The organism is Pseudomonas sp. RC10-4-2 (assembly GCF_050433085.1).
GTDB lineage: Bacteria > Pseudomonadota > Gammaproteobacteria > Pseudomonadales > Pseudomonadaceae > Pseudomonas > Pseudomonas aeruginosa.
On sequence record NZ_JBNPXX010000001.1, the window covers coordinates 555,692 to 572,308 of the forward strand.

At 66.5% G+C, this 16,617-nt stretch carries 20 protein-coding genes; 11 read left to right on the top strand and 9 right to left on the bottom strand.

Translation table 11 applies throughout. The features are described 5' to 3' along the window. Positions 1-3: 3 nt before the first annotated feature. The 5 genes from FHW81_RS02655 to FHW81_RS02675 all read right to left on the bottom strand — a co-directional run bounded on the left by FHW81_RS02655 (position 4) and on the right by FHW81_RS02675 (position 4,234). Positions 4-1,026: an SIS domain-containing protein gene (locus FHW81_RS02655; protein WP_003104816.1), complete on the bottom strand. Its 1,023-nt coding sequence runs from the start codon at positions 1,024-1,026 to the stop codon at positions 4-6. Continuing rightward, on the bottom strand, positions 1,023-2,114 hold the full coding sequence (gene nagA, locus FHW81_RS02660; protein WP_003104817.1) for an N-acetylglucosamine-6-phosphate deacetylase: 1,092 nt from the start codon (positions 2,112-2,114) through the stop codon (positions 1,023-1,025). The genes FHW81_RS02655 and nagA overlap by 4 nt, the downstream gene beginning before the upstream one ends. 16 nt (positions 2,115-2,130) lie before the next feature. Beyond that, on the bottom strand, positions 2,131-2,874 hold the full coding sequence (locus tag FHW81_RS02665) for a GntR family transcriptional regulator (RefSeq protein ID WP_003092669.1): 744 nt from the start codon (positions 2,872-2,874) through the stop codon (positions 2,131-2,133). Positions 2,875-3,116: 242 nt separating this feature from the next. Beyond that, complete coding sequence (locus FHW81_RS02670) at positions 3,117-3,617, bottom strand: L,D-transpeptidase family protein (RefSeq protein WP_003092667.1); 501 nt, start codon at positions 3,615-3,617, stop codon at positions 3,117-3,119. A 62-nt stretch (positions 3,618-3,679) separates the two neighbouring features. Then, the gene (locus tag FHW81_RS02675; RefSeq protein ID WP_003092665.1) at positions 3,680-4,234 is read right to left on the bottom strand and encodes an NUDIX hydrolase; all 555 of its coding nucleotides are present in this window, start codon (positions 4,232-4,234) and stop codon (positions 3,680-3,682) included. 140 nt (positions 4,235-4,374) lie between these two features. Between FHW81_RS02675 and FHW81_RS02680 the strand changes: the two genes are divergently transcribed. Genes FHW81_RS02680 through FHW81_RS02700 form a run of 5 tightly spaced genes read left to right on the top strand, consistent with a single transcriptional unit; the run spans position 4,375 to position 7,709 of the window. Continuing rightward, a complete protein-coding gene (locus FHW81_RS02680; RefSeq protein ID WP_003092664.1) occupies positions 4,375-4,986 on the top strand; it encodes a CoA pyrophosphatase in 612 nt (203 codons plus the stop codon). Between the two features lie 37 nt (positions 4,987-5,023). Then, positions 5,024-5,548 carry a gamma carbonic anhydrase family protein gene (locus tag FHW81_RS02685; RefSeq protein ID WP_003092662.1) on the top strand — a complete coding sequence of 175 codons (525 nt, stop codon included), beginning with the start codon at positions 5,024-5,026 and terminating at the stop codon, positions 5,546-5,548. Next, positions 5,545-5,739: a DUF1289 domain-containing protein gene (locus tag FHW81_RS02690; RefSeq protein WP_003092660.1), complete on the top strand. Its 195-nt coding sequence runs from the start codon at positions 5,545-5,547 to the stop codon at positions 5,737-5,739. Before FHW81_RS02685 ends, FHW81_RS02690 begins: the two co-directional genes overlap by 4 nt. Positions 5,740-5,776: 37 nt before the next feature. Then, positions 5,777-6,958 carry a formate-dependent phosphoribosylglycinamide formyltransferase gene (gene purT, locus FHW81_RS02695; RefSeq protein WP_023130854.1) on the top strand — a complete coding sequence of 394 codons (1,182 nt, stop codon included), beginning with the start codon at positions 5,777-5,779 and terminating at the stop codon, positions 6,956-6,958. 1 nt (position 6,959) lies between these two features. Then, positions 6,960-7,709: an SGNH/GDSL hydrolase family protein gene (locus tag FHW81_RS02700; protein WP_017002200.1), complete on the top strand. Its 750-nt coding sequence runs from the start codon at positions 6,960-6,962 to the stop codon at positions 7,707-7,709. A 7-nt stretch (positions 7,710-7,716) separates the two neighbouring features. Here FHW81_RS02700 and FHW81_RS02705 read toward each other — a convergent pair whose 3' ends face one another. From FHW81_RS02705 to FHW81_RS02715, 3 genes are all read right to left on the bottom strand, one after another. Then, positions 7,717-9,030: an MFS transporter gene (locus FHW81_RS02705; protein ID WP_003113829.1), complete on the bottom strand. Its 1,314-nt coding sequence runs from the start codon at positions 9,028-9,030 to the stop codon at positions 7,717-7,719. A 303-nt stretch (positions 9,031-9,333) separates the two neighbouring features. Further along, positions 9,334-10,626, bottom strand: a complete 1,293-nt coding sequence (locus tag FHW81_RS02710) for an HlyC/CorC family transporter (RefSeq protein ID WP_003111904.1) — start codon at positions 10,624-10,626, stop codon at positions 9,334-9,336. 12 nt (positions 10,627-10,638) lie between these two features. Next, positions 10,639-11,439 (bottom strand): cytochrome C assembly family protein, encoded by an 801-nt coding sequence (locus FHW81_RS02715; protein ID WP_003092649.1) that lies wholly within the window; start codon positions 11,437-11,439, stop codon positions 10,639-10,641. Between the two features lie 300 nt (positions 11,440-11,739). Here FHW81_RS02715 and ffh point away from each other — a divergent pair, with 300 nt between their 5' ends. The 6 genes from ffh (at position 11,740) to FHW81_RS02745 (ending at position 15,851) form a co-directional block, all read left to right on the top strand. After that, entirely contained in the window at positions 11,740-13,113 is a 1,374-nt protein-coding gene (ffh, locus tag FHW81_RS02720; protein WP_003092645.1) for a signal recognition particle protein, read from the top strand. A 209-nt stretch (positions 13,114-13,322) separates the two neighbouring features. Next, positions 13,323-13,574, top strand: a complete 252-nt coding sequence (gene rpsP, locus FHW81_RS02725) for a 30S ribosomal protein S16 (RefSeq protein WP_003092643.1) — start codon at positions 13,323-13,325, stop codon at positions 13,572-13,574. Positions 13,575-13,589: 15 nt separating this feature from the next. Continuing rightward, complete coding sequence (rimM, locus tag FHW81_RS02730; protein ID WP_003092640.1) at positions 13,590-14,117, top strand: ribosome maturation factor RimM; 528 nt, start codon at positions 13,590-13,592, stop codon at positions 14,115-14,117. A gap of 6 nt (positions 14,118-14,123) precedes the next feature. Next, on the top strand, positions 14,124-14,882 hold the full coding sequence (trmD, locus tag FHW81_RS02735) for a tRNA (guanosine(37)-N1)-methyltransferase TrmD (protein WP_003119312.1): 759 nt from the start codon (positions 14,124-14,126) through the stop codon (positions 14,880-14,882). A gap of 41 nt (positions 14,883-14,923) precedes the next feature. Further along, a complete protein-coding gene (rplS, locus tag FHW81_RS02740) occupies positions 14,924-15,274 on the top strand; it encodes a 50S ribosomal protein L19 (RefSeq protein WP_003092637.1) in 351 nt (116 codons plus the stop codon). Between the two features lie 151 nt (positions 15,275-15,425). Next, positions 15,426-15,851, top strand: coding sequence for an acyl-CoA thioesterase (locus FHW81_RS02745; protein WP_003092635.1), 426 nt, complete (start codon positions 15,426-15,428; stop codon positions 15,849-15,851). Positions 15,852-15,920: 69 nt separating this feature from the next. Here the strand turns inward: FHW81_RS02745 and FHW81_RS02750 are convergent, their stop codons facing one another. Continuing rightward, a complete protein-coding gene (locus FHW81_RS02750) occupies positions 15,921-16,607 on the bottom strand; it encodes a hypothetical protein (protein WP_003119314.1) in 687 nt (228 codons plus the stop codon). Between the last annotated feature and the right edge of the window lie 10 nt (positions 16,608-16,617).

Sequence of the window (16,617 nt, forward strand, 5' to 3'; positions counted from 1 at the left end):
GGCTCAGTGGGTTCGGGTGACTTTGCTCAGGTGCCGTGGCTGGTCCGGGTCCATGCCGCGGGCTTCGGCCAGGCCGGCGGCCATGACGTAGAAACTCTGGATCGCCAGGATCGGATCGAGCGCCGGATGCGCGGCGCGCTGCAGCGGCAGGTCGCGTTCGGCGATGTCGTCCGGGGCGGCGAGCAATACCTGCGCACCGCGCTGGCGCATATCCTCGGCGAGCGCCAGCAGGCCTTCCTGCTCCGGGCCGCGGGGAGCGAATACCAGCAGCGGATAGCGCTCCTCGACCAGCGCCATCGGTCCATGGCGGACCTCGGCGCTGCTGAAGGCCTCGGCCTGGATCGCCGAGGTTTCCTTGAATTTCAGCGCGGCCTCCTGGGCGATGGCGTAGCCGGCGCCGCGACCGATCACCATCAGCCGCTGGCAGTCGCGCAGGACCTCGATGGCCGGCGACCAGTCGAGCCTGGCGGCCTGCTCCAGCCCGGCCGCCAGGCCCTGGCCTGCGGCCAGCAGGGCATGGTCGCGCTGCCAGTGGGCGAGCAGGCGGGCGCTGGCGCTGAGCGTGGCGATGAAGCTCTTGGTCGCTGCGACGCTGCGCTCGGCGCCGGCGCAGAGCGGCACGACGAATTCGCTGGCGGCTTCCAGCGGCGAATCCTCGGCATTCACCAGGGCGATGCCCAGGGCGCCGCGTTCGCGCAGGATGCGCAGGCTGTCCACGAGATCGGGGCTCTGCCCGGACTGCGAGAAAGCGAAGACGGCCTGCCCGGCGACACGCAGTGGCGAGCGGTTCAGGGTCACTACCGACATGGGCAGCGAGGCCACCGGCAAGCCGGCGTGCTGCATGGCCAGGTAGGCGAAGTAGCTGGCGGCATGGTCGGAGCTGCCGCGCGCGACAGTCAGTGCCAGGTTCGGATCGACCTCCCGCAGACGCTGGCCAAGCGCCGGCAGGCAGGCGTCGAGCACGGCCAGTTGACGGCTCGCCACCGTGGCGGCGGAGAGCGCTTCCTCGAGCATCAGCGAAGTCATTCGAGTTCTCCTTCCACCATCACGGCGTCGAGTTCCAGGGAGCGATCCAGGCGCACCACATCGGCCCAGGCTGCGGGCGCCAGGCGGCCGCGCTCGGCGAGGCCGAGGTAATCGGCGGGGAATTGCGAAAGGCGTTGCGAGGCTTCGGCCAGGGGCAGGCCGATCTTCACCAGGTTGCGCAGCGCCTGGTCCATGGTCAGGGTGCTGCCGGCCAGAGTGCCGTCGGGCAGGCGCACGCCGCCCAGGCACTTGGTCACCGTGTGGCTGCCGAGCTTGTACTGGCCGTCGGGCATGCCGGCGGCGGCGGTGGAGTCGGTCACGCAGTACAGGCACGGGATCGAACGCAGGGCCACCCTGATGGCGCCGGGATGGACATGCAGCAGGTCGGGGATCAGCTCGGCGTAGCGTGCGTGGGCCAGGGCCGCGCCGACGATACCCGGTTCGCGGTGGTGCAGGCCGGTCATCGCGTTGTAGAGGTGGGTGAAGCTGCTGGCGCCGGCTTCCAGTGCGGCCACGCCATCCTCGTAGCTGCCCAGGGTATGGCCGATCTGCAGGCGTACGCCGCGCTCGGCGAGGGCGCGGATCAGCGGCCGGTGTCCGGCGATCTCGGGGGCGATGGTGATCACCCGGATCGGCGCGCGGCGCAGGTAGTCCTCGACTTCCTCGAGCACCGCGGCATGGGCGAAGTTGGGCTGCGCGCCGAGCTTGCCGGAGTTGATGTAGGGGCCTTCCAGGTGCACGCCGAGTATCCGTGAACCGCCCTCCAGCGAGCGGCGGCAGTAATCGCCGAGCTGGCTGAGGATGTCGGCGATCTCCTCGCGCGGAGCGGTCATGGTGGTGGCCAGCAGCGAGGTCGTGCCGAAGCGCCGGTGGGTGCGGGCGATGGTGGCGAAGGCGTCGCCGCCTTCCATGATGTCGCGGCCGCCGCCGCCGTGCACATGCAGGTCGATGAAGCCTGGCAGCAGGTACGGATCGGCGTTGCCGGCCGGATCGCAGGGCTCGCCTTCGATCCGCTGGATACGCCCGTCCTGGATGTGTAGGCGGCCGAGGACCCAGCCTTGCGGGGTGAGAATGTTGCCTTCGAGCATGGCGGCTCCGTGTCGGTCAGCGTCGCAGTTCGGCGACGAAGTCGTAGTAGTCGTTGCGGCAGTAGGTGTCGGTCAGCTCGATCGGGGTGTTGTCCTCGAGGTAGCCGATCCGGGTCATCAGCAGCATCGCGGTGCCCGGCGCGATGCCGACCAGCGCGGCATCGGACGCGGAGGCGTTGATCGCGCGCACGTGCTGGAGGGCGCGGACCACTGGGCGACCGATGCCGTCCAGGTATTCGTAGAGGGAATCGCCGACCGCTGTCGGGTCCGGCAGCAGGCGCGCCGGCAGGGTGCTGTTCTCGATCGCCATCACTGTGCCGTCGGCCTTGCGCAGGCGCTTCATGCGCGCGACCTTTTCGGTCGGCGAGAGGCCGAGGCGGATCAGTTCGTCGTGGGTGGGCAGGGCGATGCCGCGCTCCAGCCAGGTGGAGCCGGGGGTGAAGCCTTTCAGGCGGAGCATCTCGCTGAAGCTGGAGAGACGCGACAACGGTTGTTCGAGACGCGGCGTAATGAAGGTGCCGGAGCCCTGGTTGCGGCGGATCAGGCCCTGCTCGAAGAGTACTTCGAGGGCCTTGCGCGCGGTGACGCGGGAAATGTTCAGGGTTTCGCTGAGGTTGCGTTCGGAGGGCAGCGCTTCCTCCGCTTTCCACTGGCCGGCATGGATCGCGCTCTCGAGATTGCGCGCCAGCTGCAGATAGAGGGGGGTGGGTTGCGCCTCGTCGGGACGCAGGGCCAGGAGCAGGTCGTGGGCTGTCTTCATGAGAGGTTCCGATGCGGATTGTGTTGTTGTCGCCCGGTAATGCTGGGAAAACTAATACCACTTGAATACCACGTCAATGCCAGTTGTGCGTCGCGCACGCGTCAGCCAGCCGTCCCGTCGATTGACTCGGCCTGAGTAAGGGATGCAAGGGTTTGACGGATAAAAGAAAACGCCGCCGGAAAATCTCGCGGCGGCGTTCCTGGCGTGGCTGACGGCTGACGAGTGGTATCAGCCTGGTTCTGTCAGGGGCGGATCTCGATCAGCGTGCCGTCTTTCACCACGCTCCAGACTTCGCGCATGTCGGTGTTGTTCATGGCGATACAGCCATTGGTCCAGTCCAGGGTGGAGAAGTACCACTCCGGGTATTCGTCATCCAGCGGGGTGCCGTGGATCATGATCATGCCACCGGCCGGCAGGCCCTTTTCCCGGGCCTTGGCCACGTCGCGGGCGTTGGGGTAGGAAATGTGCATGGAGAGGTTGTAGTTGTTGCTGGTCTTGCGCCAGTCGATCCAGTAGAAGCCTTCCGGGGTGCGGTTGTCGCCTTCGGCCAGCTTCGGGCCGGTCGGGCGCTTGCCCAGCGAGACACGGTAGCTTTTCAGGACGTTGCCTTTGTTGAGGAGCAGCAGTTTTCGCTCGGACTTGAGCACCAGGACCTTGTCCACCTTGCCTTCCAGGCTCGGCGCGGCATTGGCCTGGGTCAGACTGGCGAAGGTCAAGCACAGCAAAGCAAGCAACCAGCGCATGGAAGTGAAATCCCCGATGTTCCCTTGAGCCGCAACGGCGGCGGTGTTCGAGTGTTTGGCGTTCAGTCTTTCTTATAGGAAGCCAGCATAGGTGCAATGGCTTCGTTGCGCACCGGGAAGCAGCCTTCGCGGCGGTCGCTGAAGTAGCATTCTAAGGTACGGCCGATGGTCGGAAAAGCCAGCTCCGACCAGGGAATCTCCGCTTCGTCGAAAAGCCGCACCTCCAGGCTTTCATCGCCGGCGGAGAAATCCAGGTCGAGCAGCTCGGCGCGGAAGAACAGGTAGACCTGGCTGATGTGCGGCAGGTCGAAAAGGGTATAGAGCTGCAGGTCACCGATCCGCGCGTTGGCTTCTTCCTCTGTCTCGCGGGCCGCCGCCTGGGCGAGGGTCTCGCCGTTCTCCATGAAGCCGGCCGGCAGCGTCCAGTAGCCCAGGCGCGGCGCAATGGCGCGACGGCAGAGCAGGACCTGGCCGTCCCACACCGGCAGGCTGCCGGCGACGATACGCGGGTTCTGGTAGTGCACGGTGTGGCAGGCGTCGCAGACGTAGCGCAGGCGGTTGTCGCCGTCCGGGATGCGCTGGACCACCGTGGCGCCGCACAGGCTGCAGAATTTCATGCCAGGTTCTTCTTCGGGGAAAGGCCTATCTTGCTCGGCTGGCCGGGAGGCGACAAGGCCCCGTGCGGGAGGGGTGGGCTGGCCGGGGCTTTCGTGCCATGATCTCGGGGAAACGACAAGACCTCGGAAACCCCGGCAGTATGAACTGCACGCTCGACGAGCTGCGCCAACGCATCGAGGCGCACCGCCCCCGCCAACTGGATACCGACCAGCGCTTCCCCCAAGCGGCCGTGCTGGTGCCCATCACCCGCAGCGACGATCCGGAGCTGGTGCTGACCCTGCGCGCCGCCGGTTTGTCCACCCATGGCGGCGAGGTCGCCTTCCCCGGCGGGCGGCGCGACCCGGAAGACGCCGACCTGGTGCGCACCGCCCTGCGCGAGGCGGAGGAGGAGATCGCCTTGCCGCCGGGCCTGGTGGAAGTGGTCGGGCCGCTGAGCACCCTGGTCTCGCGGCATGGCATCGAGGTCACTCCCTATGTCGCCTTCATTCCCGACTTCGTCGAGTACCAGCCCAACGACGGCGAGATCGCCGCGGTGTTCAACGTGCCGCTGAGTTTCTTTCGCGACGACCCGCGCGAGGTCACCCACCGTATCGACTACTTCGGCCGCAGCTGGTACGTGCCCAGCTATCGCTTCGGCGAGTTCAAGATCTGGGGCCTGACGGCCATCATGGTGGTGGAGCTGGTCAACCTGCTGTACGACGACCCCATCGACCTGCACACGCCGCCGGCTTCGTTCATCAAACTGAGTTGACCGACGGGGCGCAGACCCCGGCCATGAGGAGATCGCGATGAAATACCGCCTGGGCGATGCCCGCGTCGAAACCCATCCCGACAGCTGGATCGCGCCCAGCGCAGCGGTGATCGGCAAGGTTCGCCTGGATGCCGGCGCCAGCGTCTGGTTTGGCGCGGTGCTGCGCGGCGACAACGAGCTGATCCATATCGGCGAGCACAGCAACGTCCAGGACGGCTCGGTGATGCACACCGACATGGGCTATCCGCTGACCCTCGGCAAGGGCGTCACCGTCGGCCACAACGCCATGCTGCATGGTTGCAGCGTGGGCGACTACAGCCTGGTGGGGATCAACGCGGTGATCCTCAATGGGGCGAAGATCGGCAAGTACTGCATCATCGGCGCCAACGCGCTGATTCCCGAGGGCAAGGAGATTCCCGACGGCTCGCTGGTGATGGGCTCGCCGGGCAAGGTAGTGCGCGAGCTGAGCGAGCCGCAGAAGAAAATGCTCGAGGCCAGCGCCGCCCACTATGTGCACAATGCCCGCCGTTACGCCCGCGACCTCGTCGAGGACCCGGCGTGAACGAGCGACCGGTGGCTTCGCCCTGCGTGCATGTCTGCGCGCTGGACGAGCAGGACATCTGTATCGGCTGCCAGCGCACGGCGGCCGAGATCACCCGCTGGGGCCTGATGAGCAACGACGAGCGCCGCGAGGTGCTCGGTCGCTGTTTCGAGCGCGCCAAGGCGCAAGGGCTGGTCAGCGGTTCCGCCTGAAGCTGATTCCGTTTTCTTTCATTTCCGAGGTTCTTCCATGACCCGTATCGGTACCCCCCTGTCGCCGAGCGCGACCCGCGTCCTTCTCTGTGGCTCCGGCGAGCTGGGCAAGGAAGTCGCCATCGAGCTGCAACGCCTGGGTTGCGAAGTGATCGCCGTCGATCGCTATGGCAACGCGCCGGCCATGCAGGTGGCACATCGCAGCCACGTGATCAGCATGCTCGACGGCGCCGCCCTGCGCGCGGTGATCGAGCAGGAGAAGCCGCACTACATCGTGCCGGAGATCGAGGCCATCGCCACCGCGACCCTGGTCGAGCTGGAGGCCGAAGGCTACACCGTGGTGCCCACCGCCCGCGCCGCGCAACTGACCATGAACCGCGAGGGTATCCGCCGGCTGGCTGCCGAGGAGCTCGGCTTGCCGACCTCGCCCTATTACTTCGCCGATACCTTCGAGGACTACCGCCGTGGCGTCGAGCGCGTCGGCTACCCCTGCGTGGTGAAGCCGATCATGAGTTCGTCGGGCAAGGGCCAGAGCGTCCTGAAAGGCCCCGACGACCTGCAGGCGGCCTGGGACTATGCCCAGGAAGGCGGGCGCGCCGGCAAGGGCCGGGTGATCGTCGAGGGCTTCATCGATTTCGACTACGAAATCACCCTGCTCACCGTGCGCCACGTCGACGGCACCACTTTCTGCGCGCCGATCGGTCACCGCCAGGTCAAGGGCGACTACCACGAGTCCTGGCAGCCGCAGGCGATGAGCGCGCAGGCCCTGGCCGAGTCCGAGCGGGTCGCCCGGGCAGTGACCGAGGCCCTCGGCGGACGCGGGCTGTTCGGCGTCGAACTGTTCGTCAAGGGCGACCAGGTGTGGTTCAGCGAGGTGTCGCCGCGTCCGCACGATACCGGCCTGGTGACCCTGATTTCCCAGGATCTTTCCGAGTTCGCGCTGCACGCGCGGGCGATCCTCGGCCTGCCGATCCCGGTGATCCGCCAGCTCGGCCCGTCGGCCTCGGCGGTGATCCTGGTGGAAGGCAAGTCCCGGCAGGTCGCTTTCGCCAACCTCGGCGCCGCGCTGAGCGAGGCGGATACGGCGCTACGCCTGTTCGGCAAGCCGGAAGTGGATGGCCAGCGGCGAATGGGCGTGGCCCTGGCGCGCGACGAGTCGATCGACGCCGCCCGCGCCAAGGCGACCCGGGCCGCCCAGGCGGTTCGCGTCGAACTCTGAGATGCGCCGGCTGGCATCGCTGGCCTGGTGGGCGGCGGCTCTGCCGTTGCTGCCGCTGGCGGTGCCGCTGGCTATCCGCACCCGCCGCCGAGCCTTGCGCCTGGCGCCCGCGGCGGGACCTCGCGAAGGGCTGGTCGGTGGGTCCGGTGCCGAAGAACCGCTGCGCTTGCTGTTGTTCGGTGAGTCGACAGTGGCCGGGGTCGGCGCCAGTTGCCTGGACTACGCCCTGGCCGGCCGCCTGGCCGCGGCGCTGGGCGAGCGTCTGCGCCGCCCGGTGGCCTGGCAGGCGCTGGGCGAGAACGGCATCACCAGCGGCGAGGCGCGCGAACGCCTGCTACCGCAGGTGGCGGGACGTTTCTTCGACCAGGTGATCCTGGTCTTCGGCGTCAATGACACCACCAGCCTGCGCTCCCTCGAACGCTGGCGTGCCGACTGCGCGGCCCTGATCGAAGGCTTCCAGGCGGCCGGCGCGCAGGTGACCTGCACCGCGGTGCCGCCGCTGCGGCATTTTTCCGCCTTGCCCGGGTTGCTGCGGGCCCTGCTGGGGTGGCGCGGGCGGCTGCTCGACGAGGCGCTGTGCGATCTCGCTGGCGCGACCGGCGCCGGCTACTGCCCGATCTCGCTGGACCTGCTTCCGGGCTACCTGGCCATCGACGGCTTTCATCCGTCGCAGCTGGGCTACCAGGTCTGGGCCGGGGCCCTCGCCGACTGGTTGGCGGCGAGGGAGAAGGGCGGCGTCGCGGTAGTCTGAGCGAGACTCAGGACACTGCGCCGAGGTCGTTGTCGCGGGTTTCCTTCAGGCACAGCACCGCCAGCAGGCTGAGCAGCGCCGCTGCGGAGACGTAGCCGCCGACCCAGCCCAGGCCGCCGATGCCGACCAGCTTCTGGGCGATATAGGGCGCCACCGAGGCGCCGAGAATGCCGCCCAGGTTGTAGGCCGCCGACGCGCCGGTGTAGCGCACGTGGGTGGGGAATATTTCCGGCAGCAGCGCGCCCATCGGGGCGAAGGTGACCCCCATCAGGAACAGCTCGATGCAGAGGAACAGGGCGACGCTGAACGTCGAGCCCTGGCTGAGCAGCGGCTCCATGGCGAAGCCGGAGGCGATCGCCGCCAGGCTGCCGAGCAGCAGTACCGGCTTGCGTCCGAAGCGGTCGCTGAGCCAGGCCGACAGCGGCGTGGCGGCGGCCATGAAGAGCACCGCGAGGCACAGCAGACCAAGGAACTCCTCGCGGCTGAAGCCGAGGCTGGCCACCCCGTAGCTCAGCGAGAACACCGTGGAGATATAGAACAGCGCATAACACACCACCATCGCCAGGGCGCCGAGCAGGGTCGGCCGCCAGTGCTGGGCGAACAGCTCGGCGATCGGCAGGCGGACCCTCTCGTGCTTGGCCATGGCCTTGGCGAACACCGGGGTTTCCGCCAGCTTCAGGCGTACGTAGAGGCCGACCACAACCAGCGCCGCGCTGAGCAGGAACGGGATCCGCCAGCCCCACTCACGGAACTGCTCCTCGCTGAGCAGCATCGCCAGGGCCAGGAACAGGCCGTTGGCGGCGAGGAAGCCGATCGACGGGCCGAGCTGGGGAAACATGCCGAACCAGGCGCGCTTGCCGGCCGGCGCGTTCTCCGTGGCCAGCAGCGCGGCGCCGCCCCACTCGCCGCCGAGGCCGAGGCCCTGGCCGAAGCGCAGCACGCAGAGCAGCAACGGCGCCCAGTAGCCGATGCTGTCGTAGCCGGGGAGGACGCCGATCAGGGTGGTGGACACCCCCATCAGCAGCAGCGAGGCGACCAGGGTCGACTTGCGCCCGATGCGGTCGCCGAAGTGGCCGAACAGCGCCGAGCCCAGCGGACGGGCGAGGAAGGCGATGCCGAAGGTGAGGAAGGCGCTGAGCATCTGCGCGGTGCCGGATGTCTGCGGGAAGAATACCGGACCGATCACCAGGGCGGCGGCAGTGGCATAGACGTAGAAATCGTAGAACTCGATGGCGGTGCCGATGAAGCTGGCGACTGCGACCCGGGTGGTCGAGTTGGCCGGTTCCGGAGCGGCGTCGGCGGCGAGGGTGGCGGCGGTCATGGTGGGAAGGTCCCTGGCAGTCGGGGCACGACGGAGTGCTTCCGTGCGGCCGGATGGTTATGGCCAGTGCGCCGATGCGGCGGCGCGGCGCCCGGGTGGGGCGGACGAGATCGGTCGCGCAGGGAGGATGGGGCTGCGCGCCGTGCGCCGGCTGGTACCGTCGGCATCGGGGCCGGGCGGGCAGGCGGGACTGGCGGGTGACTGGCCGGGGCTCGGGCTGCGGGTAGCGGCGGAACCGGCGGCAGGGCTGGATAAGCTGGGGTCGATTATAGAGCGCCGCGGGGCCGGTTCGGCAATCCCGGATCAGACGCTGGCGTCGCTTTCGACCAGCGGGGTCAGCGCGCGGGGATGCCAGGCGCGCACGCTTTTCACACGGTTTTCCGCCGACTGCTGGATTTCCAGGCAGTAGGGGCCGATGCGCAGGCACACCGCGCAATCGGGGATCTGCTCCAGGGCTTCGGTGACCAGGCCGTTGAGGGTCTTCGGGCCGTCGCAGGGCAATTGCCAGCCAAGCGACTTGTTCAGCTCGCGCAGGTTGGCGCTGCCGTCGATGACGAAGCTGCCGTCCTCCTGGGCCTGGATATCCGGGTTGTCGAGGCTGTCGAGGTCGTTGAAGTCGCCGACGATCTCTTCGAGGATGTCCTCCAGCGTGACGATGCCGATCACCTCGCCATATTCGTCGACCACCACGCCGATACGGCGCTTCTCCTTCTGGAAGTTCACCAACTGGGTCGACAGCGGCGTGCTTTCCGGCACGAAATACGGCTCCATGCAGGCCTGGCGGAGATTCTCCTTGGTCAGGCGGCCCTGGGTCAGCAGGCGCGCGATCTGGCGCATGTGCACGACCCCTTCGATCTGGTTGACGTCGTCGCGGTAGACCGGCAGGCGGGTGTGGCTGGTGGTGCGCAACTGCTCGACGATGACCTCGAGTTCGTCGTCGAGGTCGATGCCTTCGATTTCGTTGCGCGGGATCATCAGGTCGTTGACCGTGACCTTCTCCAGGTCCAGCAGGCCGAGCAGCATGTCATGCCGGTTGACCTCGCTGGCCTGGGGATTGTCGGCCGGATGCAGGGCCTCTTCGTCGCGGCTGCGTCCGCTGTCGTCCTGTTCCGCCGCGGCGACGCCGAGCAGGCGCAGCAGCGCGTTGCTCAGCAGGGTCAGCAGCCACAGCAGGGGCCAGCACAGGCGCTGCAGGATCAGGAGCGGCAGGCTGAGCGGCAGGGCGACGCGTTCCGAGCGAAGGGCGCCGTAGCGGCGCGGCAGCAGGGCGCCGAACAGCAGCAGGAGCAGGGTCATGCCGGGGATGGCGACGGCCAGGCCGATGACGCCCCAGTGGCGCAGCGCGGCCCAACTGGCCAGGGCGGCGGCGCTGACGTTGACCAGGGTGCGGCCGAACAACAGGGTGCCGCGCAGGCGGTCGTCGTGCAGCAGCAGCCAACTGCTGCGCCGGGCCCCGCGCAGGCCTTGCTTGGCCTGCAGGCGCAGGCGGTAACGGTCGAGGTTGAGCAGGGCGGTCTCGACGCAGGAGAAGAACGCCGAGCAGGCGACCAGGAGAACCAGCAGGCCGACCAGGTACCCGGGGTGCAGCTCATCCATGAAGGAGGCCCATCAGATGTGCAGGATGAATTCCCGCACCAGCTTGCTGCCGAAGTACGCCAACATCAACAGGCAGAAACCGGCCAGGGTCCAGCGGATCGCCTTGTGGCCCCGCCAGCCGAGCTGGTGGCGACCCCAGAGGAGCACGGCGAAGACCACCCAGGCGAAGCAGGACAGGATGGTCTTGTGCGCCAGGTGCTGGGCGAACAGGTTGTCGACGAACAGCCATCCGGACAGCAGCGACAGCGAAAGCAGCGACCAGCCGCCCCAGAGGAAGCCGAACAGCAGGCTTTCCATGGTTTGCAGGGGCGGGAAGTTGCGGATCAGCCCGGACGGATGCTTGTGCTTGAGGCGGTAGTCCTGGAGCAGCAGCAAGAGCGCCTGGAACACCGCGATGGTGAGCAGGCCGTAGGCCAGGATCGAGAGCAGGATGTGGGCCAGAATGCCTGGCTGTTCGTTGATCGGCTCGACGGTGCCGTGGGGGATGAGTACCGCCAGCAGGGTGGTGAGGGCACCCAGCGGGAATAGAAGGAGGAGCAGGTTCTCCACCGGTATCCGCAAGGTCGCCAGCAGGGTCAGGAGAATTACCGCGGCGGCGATCAGGCTGGCGGCGTTGAAGAAGTCCAGCACCAGGCCGGCCGGGGTCAGCAATTGCTGGTAGAGGCTGAAGGCGTGGGCGACCAGTGCCAGGAGTCCGAACAGGAGCAGCAGGGGTTTGCCCGGCGCGGTGCGCTTGGACACACAGGCACCCTGGTAGGCGGCGGTGCCGAGATAGAGAACAGCAGCGATGAGGCTGGGCAGCAGGGGATGCATAAGTCCTTGTAATCGCGGGCCCGAAAGGATGGGAGTTTGGCATAGATCGAGCGTCGCGAGAAAGCCGTTGCGAACAGTTCTCTCGTACCTGTGGCCGGGTTGGCGGACCGCCTGCCGCGGGCGCCGCGACCTCATGGTCCGGCGGTCGCTTCGGCAAAGACGGAACGCATCGGCAAATCAAGGACTTGAGGCTGGCCTCCGGTCGTCGCCGGACACACACTCCGTCTTTCATCGCGTGTCCCGCGACGCGCTCTTGGTTATAATCCGCCGCTTGCCGCAACCCCCGTGGAAGGATCGCGCATGTTCGAAAACCTTACAGACCGCCTCTCGCAGACGCTTCGCCATGTCACCGGCAAGGCCAAGCTGACCGAGGACAACATCAAGGACACTCTGCGCGAAGTGCGCATGGCCCTGCTCGAGGCCGACGTGGCCCTGCCGGTGGTCAAGGACTTCGTCAACAAGGTCAAGGAGCGCGCCGTCGGTACCGAGGTCTCGAAGAGCCTGACCCCGGGACAGGCGTTCGTGAAGATCGTCCGCGCCGAGCTCGAGGAGCTGATGGGGGCGGCCAACGAGGACCTGGCGCTGAGCGTCGCGCCGCCGGCGGTGATCCTGATGGCCGGCCTGCAGGGCGCGGGCAAGACCACCACCGCGGGCAAGCTGGCGCGCTTCCTTAAGGAACGCAAGAAGAAGTCGGTGATGGTGGTTTCCGCCGACGTCTACCGACCCGCCGCGATCAAGCAGCTGGAAACCCTGGCGGGCGAGGTTGGCGTAACCTTCTTCCCTTCCGACGTCAGCCAGAAGCCGGTGGCCATCGCCGAGGCGGCGATCCGCGAGGCGAGACTGAAGTTCATCGACGTGGTGATCGTCGATACCGCAGGCCGCCTGCACATCGATGCCGACATGATGGACGAGATCAAGCAGGTGCACGCGGCGATCAAGCCGGCGGAAACCCTGTTCGTGGTCGATGCCATGACCGGCCAGGACGCCGCCAACACCGCCAAGGCCTTCAATGACGCCTTGCCGCTGACCGGCGTGGTCCTGACCAAGGTCGACGGCGACGCGCGTGGTGGTGCCGCGCTCTCGGTGCGGGCGATCACCGGCAAGCCGATCAAGTTCCTCGGCATGGGCGAAAAGAGCGAAGCGCTCGATCCGTTCCATCCCGACCGCGTGGCCTCGCGCATCCTCGGCATGGGCGACGTGCTCAGCCTGATCGAACAGGCCGAGCAGAACCTCGACCGCGACAAGGCCGAGAAGCTGGCGAAGAAGATCAAGAAGGGCAAGGGCTTCGACCTGGAAGACTTCCGCGACCAGTTGCAACAGATGAAGAACATGGGCGGCCTCGGCGGGCTCATGGACAAGCTGCCGATGCTCGGCGGGGTCAACCTGGCGCAGATGGGCAATGCCCAGGGTGCTGCGGAGAAACAGTTCAAGCAGATGGAGGCGATCATCAACTCGATGACGCCCGGCGAACGGCGCGATCCGGAAATGATCAGCGGCTCGCGCAAGCGCCGCATCGCCCTTGGCTCCGGTACCCAGGTGCAGGACGTCGGCCGGCTGATCAAGCAGCACAAGCAGATGCAGAAGATGATGAAGAAGGTCACCGCCAAGGGCGGCATGGCCAAGATGATGCGAGGCATGGGCAGTATGTTCCCGGGGGGCATGCCCAAGCTTTGATCGGACGCGCGGCCGCTGGCCACGCCGGCGGTTTCGCTCCGTCGGCCGGCGGGCGGACCGTGTGCTTCCCGCGCTCTCCGCGCCGGCCGATGGGTGGCCGAAAAAGAGATTTGCAAATTCCCCGATAATCCTTAGAATATGCGGCCTTTCGGGCCGTGGGCCCAGCGTGCATTCATTTTGCAAGCACCGACTACAGGAACGAAGTTCACATGGTAACCATCCGTCTTGCTCGTGGCGGCTCCAAAAAGCGCCCCTTCTACCACCTGACCGTGACCAACAGCCGCAATGCGCGCGATGGTCGCTTCGTCGAGCGCATCGGTTTCTTCAACCCGGTTGCGACTGGTGGCGAAGTGCGTCTGTCCGTCGACCAGGAGCGTGCTACCTACTGGCTCGGCCAGGGTGCACAGCCGTCTGAGCGCGTTGCTCAGCTGCTCAAGGACGCTGCCAAGGCAAACGCCTAAGCCGTCATGAGTGAAATGCCGACACCCGCCGACGACCTGGTCGTGATCGGCAAGATCGTTTCGGTGTACGGCATCCGCGGTGAGGTGAAGGTGTATTCCTTTACCGACCCGTTGGACAACCTGCTGGACTATCGCCGCTGGACGCTCCGGCGCGACGGCGAGATTCGGCAGGCCGAGCTGGTCAGGGGGCGCCTGCATGGCAAGGTCCTGGCCGCCAAGCTCAAGGGGCTCGACGATCGCGAAGAGGCCCGCACCTTCACCGGTTACGAGATCTGCATCCCGCGTAGCGAGTTGCCCTCTCTCGAGGAAGGTGAGTACTACTGGCACCAGCTGGAAGGCCTGAAGGTGATCGACCAGGGCGGGCAGTTGCTCGGCGTGATCGACCATCTGCTGGAAACCGGTGCCAACGATGTCATGGTGGTCAAGCCCTGCGCGGGCAGCCTGGACGACCGCGAGCGCCTGTTGCCCTACACCGGGCAGTGCGTGCTGTCGATCGACCTGGCCGCTGGCGAGATGCGGGTGGACTGGGACGCGGACTTCTGATCATCCATGGACAAGCGTTTGTGGGTGGGCGTCGTCAGCATCTTTCCGGAGATGTTCCGCGCGATCAGTGACTATGGCATCACCAGCCGTGCGGTAAAGCAGGGGTTGCTCACGCTGACCTGCTGGAATCCACGGGACTACACCGAGGACCGCCACCAGACGGTGGACGACCGGCCCTTCGGCGGTGGCCCTGGCATGGTGATGAAGATCAAGCCTCTGGAGGGCGCGCTGGCGGATGCCAGGCAAGCCGCCGGGGGCAGGAAGGCGAAGGTGATCTACCTTTCGCCGCAAGGCCGCCAGCTGACGCAGGCGGGCGTACGCGAACTGGCCGAAGAGGAAGCGTTGATCCTCATCGCCGGGCGCTACGAAGGCATCGACGAGCGCTTCATCGAAGAGCACGTCGATGAAGAATGGTCGATCGGCGATTATGTCCTGTCCGGCGGTGAGTTGCCGGCCATGGTGCTGGTCGATGCAGTGACGCGGTTGCTGCCCGGTGCATTGGGTCATGCAGATTCCGCCGAGGAGGACTCCTTCACGGATGGCCTGCTCGACTGCCCGCACTACACCCGACCCGAGGTGTACGCGGACAAACGTGTTCCTGAAGTGTTGCTCAGTGGCAACCATGAACACATCCGGCGTTGGCGTTTGCAGCAGGCCCTTGGGCGGACCTGGGAACGACGCGCCGATCTTCTGGATAGCCGCTCGCTTTCTGGAGAAGAGCAGAAGCTGCTGGCGGAATATATCCGTCAGCGGGACGATAGTTAACGTATCGATGGCTGGCCGATTGCCGGTCTTAGGAGCACAGCATGACCAACAAGATCATTCAGCAGATCGAAGCTGAACAGATGAACAAAGAGATCCCGGCGTTCGCCCCCGGCGATACCGTGATCGTCCAGGTCAAGGTGAAGGAAGGCGACCGTCAGCGTCTGCAGGCCTTCGAAGGCGTCGTTATCGCCAAGCGCAACCGTGGCCTGAACAGCGCCTTCACCGTGCGCAAGATCTCCAACGGCGTGGGCGTGGAACGTACCTTCCAGACCTACAGCCCGATCGTCGACAGCCTGAGCGTCAAGCGTCGCGGCGACGTGCGCAAGGCCAAGCTGTACTACCTCCGCGCCCTGTCCGGCAAGGCCGCGCGCATCAAGGAAAAACTGGTCTAATCCGGTTCTTCTCCGAGAAAAGCAGCCCGAGGGCTGCTTTTTTCATGTCTGGCGTTCGCCTTTCCGGCGGCGCTTCCTACTGCCCACGGCAGCGCATAACCAGTACAACATCCGCGGCACCCAGGCAGCCACTCCATCCGGTATTCGTGGCATGACCCCCAGAGAGCAAGAAATCCTGCGTCGCACCGAGCTTTCCGAAACCCGTGTGACCAAGGCGGTATTCCCGCCCACCACCAATCACCACAACACCCTGTTCGGCGGGACTGCGCTGGCCTGGATGGACGAGGTCTCGTTCATCACCGCGACCCGTTTCTGCCGCCTGCCGCTGGTGACCGTTTCCACCGATCGCATCGACTTCAACCACCCGATCCCGGCGGGCTCGATCGTCGAACTGGTCGGACGGGTGGTCAAGGTCGGCAACACCAGCCTCAAGGTGGAGGTCGAGGTGTACCTGGAAAGCATGTACGCCGACGGTCGCGAGAAGGCCATACACGGCCTGTTCAGCTTCGTTGCCATCGACGACGAAAAGCGGCCGGTTCCGGTCCTGCCGGGGTTCCCGGCCAGCCAGGCGGCTTGAGACAGGCGGAAAGAAGGCACCCACGGGTGCCTTTTCCATATCCCCGGACGATCCGGCCCTGGGTTGGGATCAGGGCCGCAGGCTGATCTTCAGGGAGGCCTGGGACAGGTCGATCTGTTGCAGGCTGACGCTGCCGAACGTCTGCTCGCGCGGCGCGCCGGCAATGCGAATATTGTCGAAGCGCACCTCGCCGATACTGCTCGGCAGGCGCAGGTTGACCGAGCCGTCGGGGTTGAGCGTGCTTTGCGTCTTGCCGGTTTCGTAGCGAACGTCGCTCATCGAGGTTTCCGCCTCCAGGCTGTCGAGCATCGGCATCACCAGCTTCGCCAGTTGCTTCACCGCGGCCAGTCCGTCGCCGCCCTCGGCCTTCAGGAACAGGCCCTCGAGGCTTTCGTTGAGGCCCTGGGCGTTGACGTTGCTCATCTCGACGTCGGTCAGCGGACGCAGGTTCTTCGGCAATTCCTGGCGGCTCATGGCCGCTGGCGGCTGCATACGCTGGATGTCGGCGCTGGCCATCTGGAACGGACTGAGCAGGGCGGCGACCAGGGTCGCGGCCAGGCGCAGGTTGGTCTGCTTCTTCAGCGCCTTCTTCAGTTGCCGTTCGCTCAGCAGGCCCTGCTCGATCAGGGTTTCGCCCAGGCGCTTGTGGTTGCTCAACTGCGCCTGGATCGCGGCGTCCAGTTGGGCGGCGCTAATCAGCCCCTTGTTGATCAGGATCTGGCCCAGGCGGGAATGTTGTTGATTGGACATGGTCATGGCCTGATGA

Coding starts and splice junctions, on each gene's coding strand:
- FHW81_RS02675 (WP_003092665.1), bottom strand. CDS start 4,234: ATGAAATTCTGCAGCCTGTGCGGCGCCACGGTGGTCCAGCGCATCCCG.
- FHW81_RS02750 (WP_003119314.1), bottom strand. CDS start 16,607: ATGACCATGTCCAATCAACAACATTCCCGCCTGGGCCAGATCCTGATC.
- ffh (WP_003092645.1), top strand. CDS start 11,740: ATGTTCGAAAACCTTACAGACCGCCTCTCGCAGACGCTTCGCCATGTC.
- FHW81_RS02705 (WP_003113829.1), bottom strand. CDS start 9,030: ATGACCGCCGCCACCCTCGCCGCCGACGCCGCTCCGGAACCGGCCAAC.
- purT (WP_023130854.1), top strand. CDS start 5,777: ATGACCCGTATCGGTACCCCCCTGTCGCCGAGCGCGACCCGCGTCCTT.
- rpsP (WP_003092643.1), top strand. CDS start 13,323: ATGGTAACCATCCGTCTTGCTCGTGGCGGCTCCAAAAAGCGCCCCTTC.
- rimM (WP_003092640.1), top strand. CDS start 13,590: ATGCCGACACCCGCCGACGACCTGGTCGTGATCGGCAAGATCGTTTCG.
- FHW81_RS02670 (WP_003092667.1), bottom strand. CDS start 3,617: ATGCGCTGGTTGCTTGCTTTGCTGTGCTTGACCTTCGCCAGTCTGACC.
- FHW81_RS02680 (WP_003092664.1), top strand. CDS start 4,375: ATGAACTGCACGCTCGACGAGCTGCGCCAACGCATCGAGGCGCACCGC.
- FHW81_RS02710 (WP_003111904.1), bottom strand. CDS start 10,626: ATGGATGAGCTGCACCCCGGGTACCTGGTCGGCCTGCTGGTTCTCCTG.
- nagA (WP_003104817.1), bottom strand. CDS start 2,114: ATGCTCGAAGGCAACATTCTCACCCCGCAAGGCTGGGTCCTCGGCCGC.
- rplS (WP_003092637.1), top strand. CDS start 14,924: ATGACCAACAAGATCATTCAGCAGATCGAAGCTGAACAGATGAACAAA.
- FHW81_RS02655 (WP_003104816.1), bottom strand. CDS start 1,026: ATGACTTCGCTGATGCTCGAGGAAGCGCTCTCCGCCGCCACGGTGGCG.
- FHW81_RS02715 (WP_003092649.1), bottom strand. CDS start 11,439: ATGCATCCCCTGCTGCCCAGCCTCATCGCTGCTGTTCTCTATCTCGGC.
- FHW81_RS02700 (WP_017002200.1), top strand. CDS start 6,960: ATGCGCCGGCTGGCATCGCTGGCCTGGTGGGCGGCGGCTCTGCCGTTG.
- FHW81_RS02745 (WP_003092635.1), top strand. CDS start 15,426: ATGACCCCCAGAGAGCAAGAAATCCTGCGTCGCACCGAGCTTTCCGAA.
- trmD (WP_003119312.1), top strand. CDS start 14,124: ATGGACAAGCGTTTGTGGGTGGGCGTCGTCAGCATCTTTCCGGAGATG.
- FHW81_RS02685 (WP_003092662.1), top strand. CDS start 5,024: ATGAAATACCGCCTGGGCGATGCCCGCGTCGAAACCCATCCCGACAGC.
- FHW81_RS02665 (WP_003092669.1), bottom strand. CDS start 2,874: ATGAAGACAGCCCACGACCTGCTCCTGGCCCTGCGTCCCGACGAGGCG.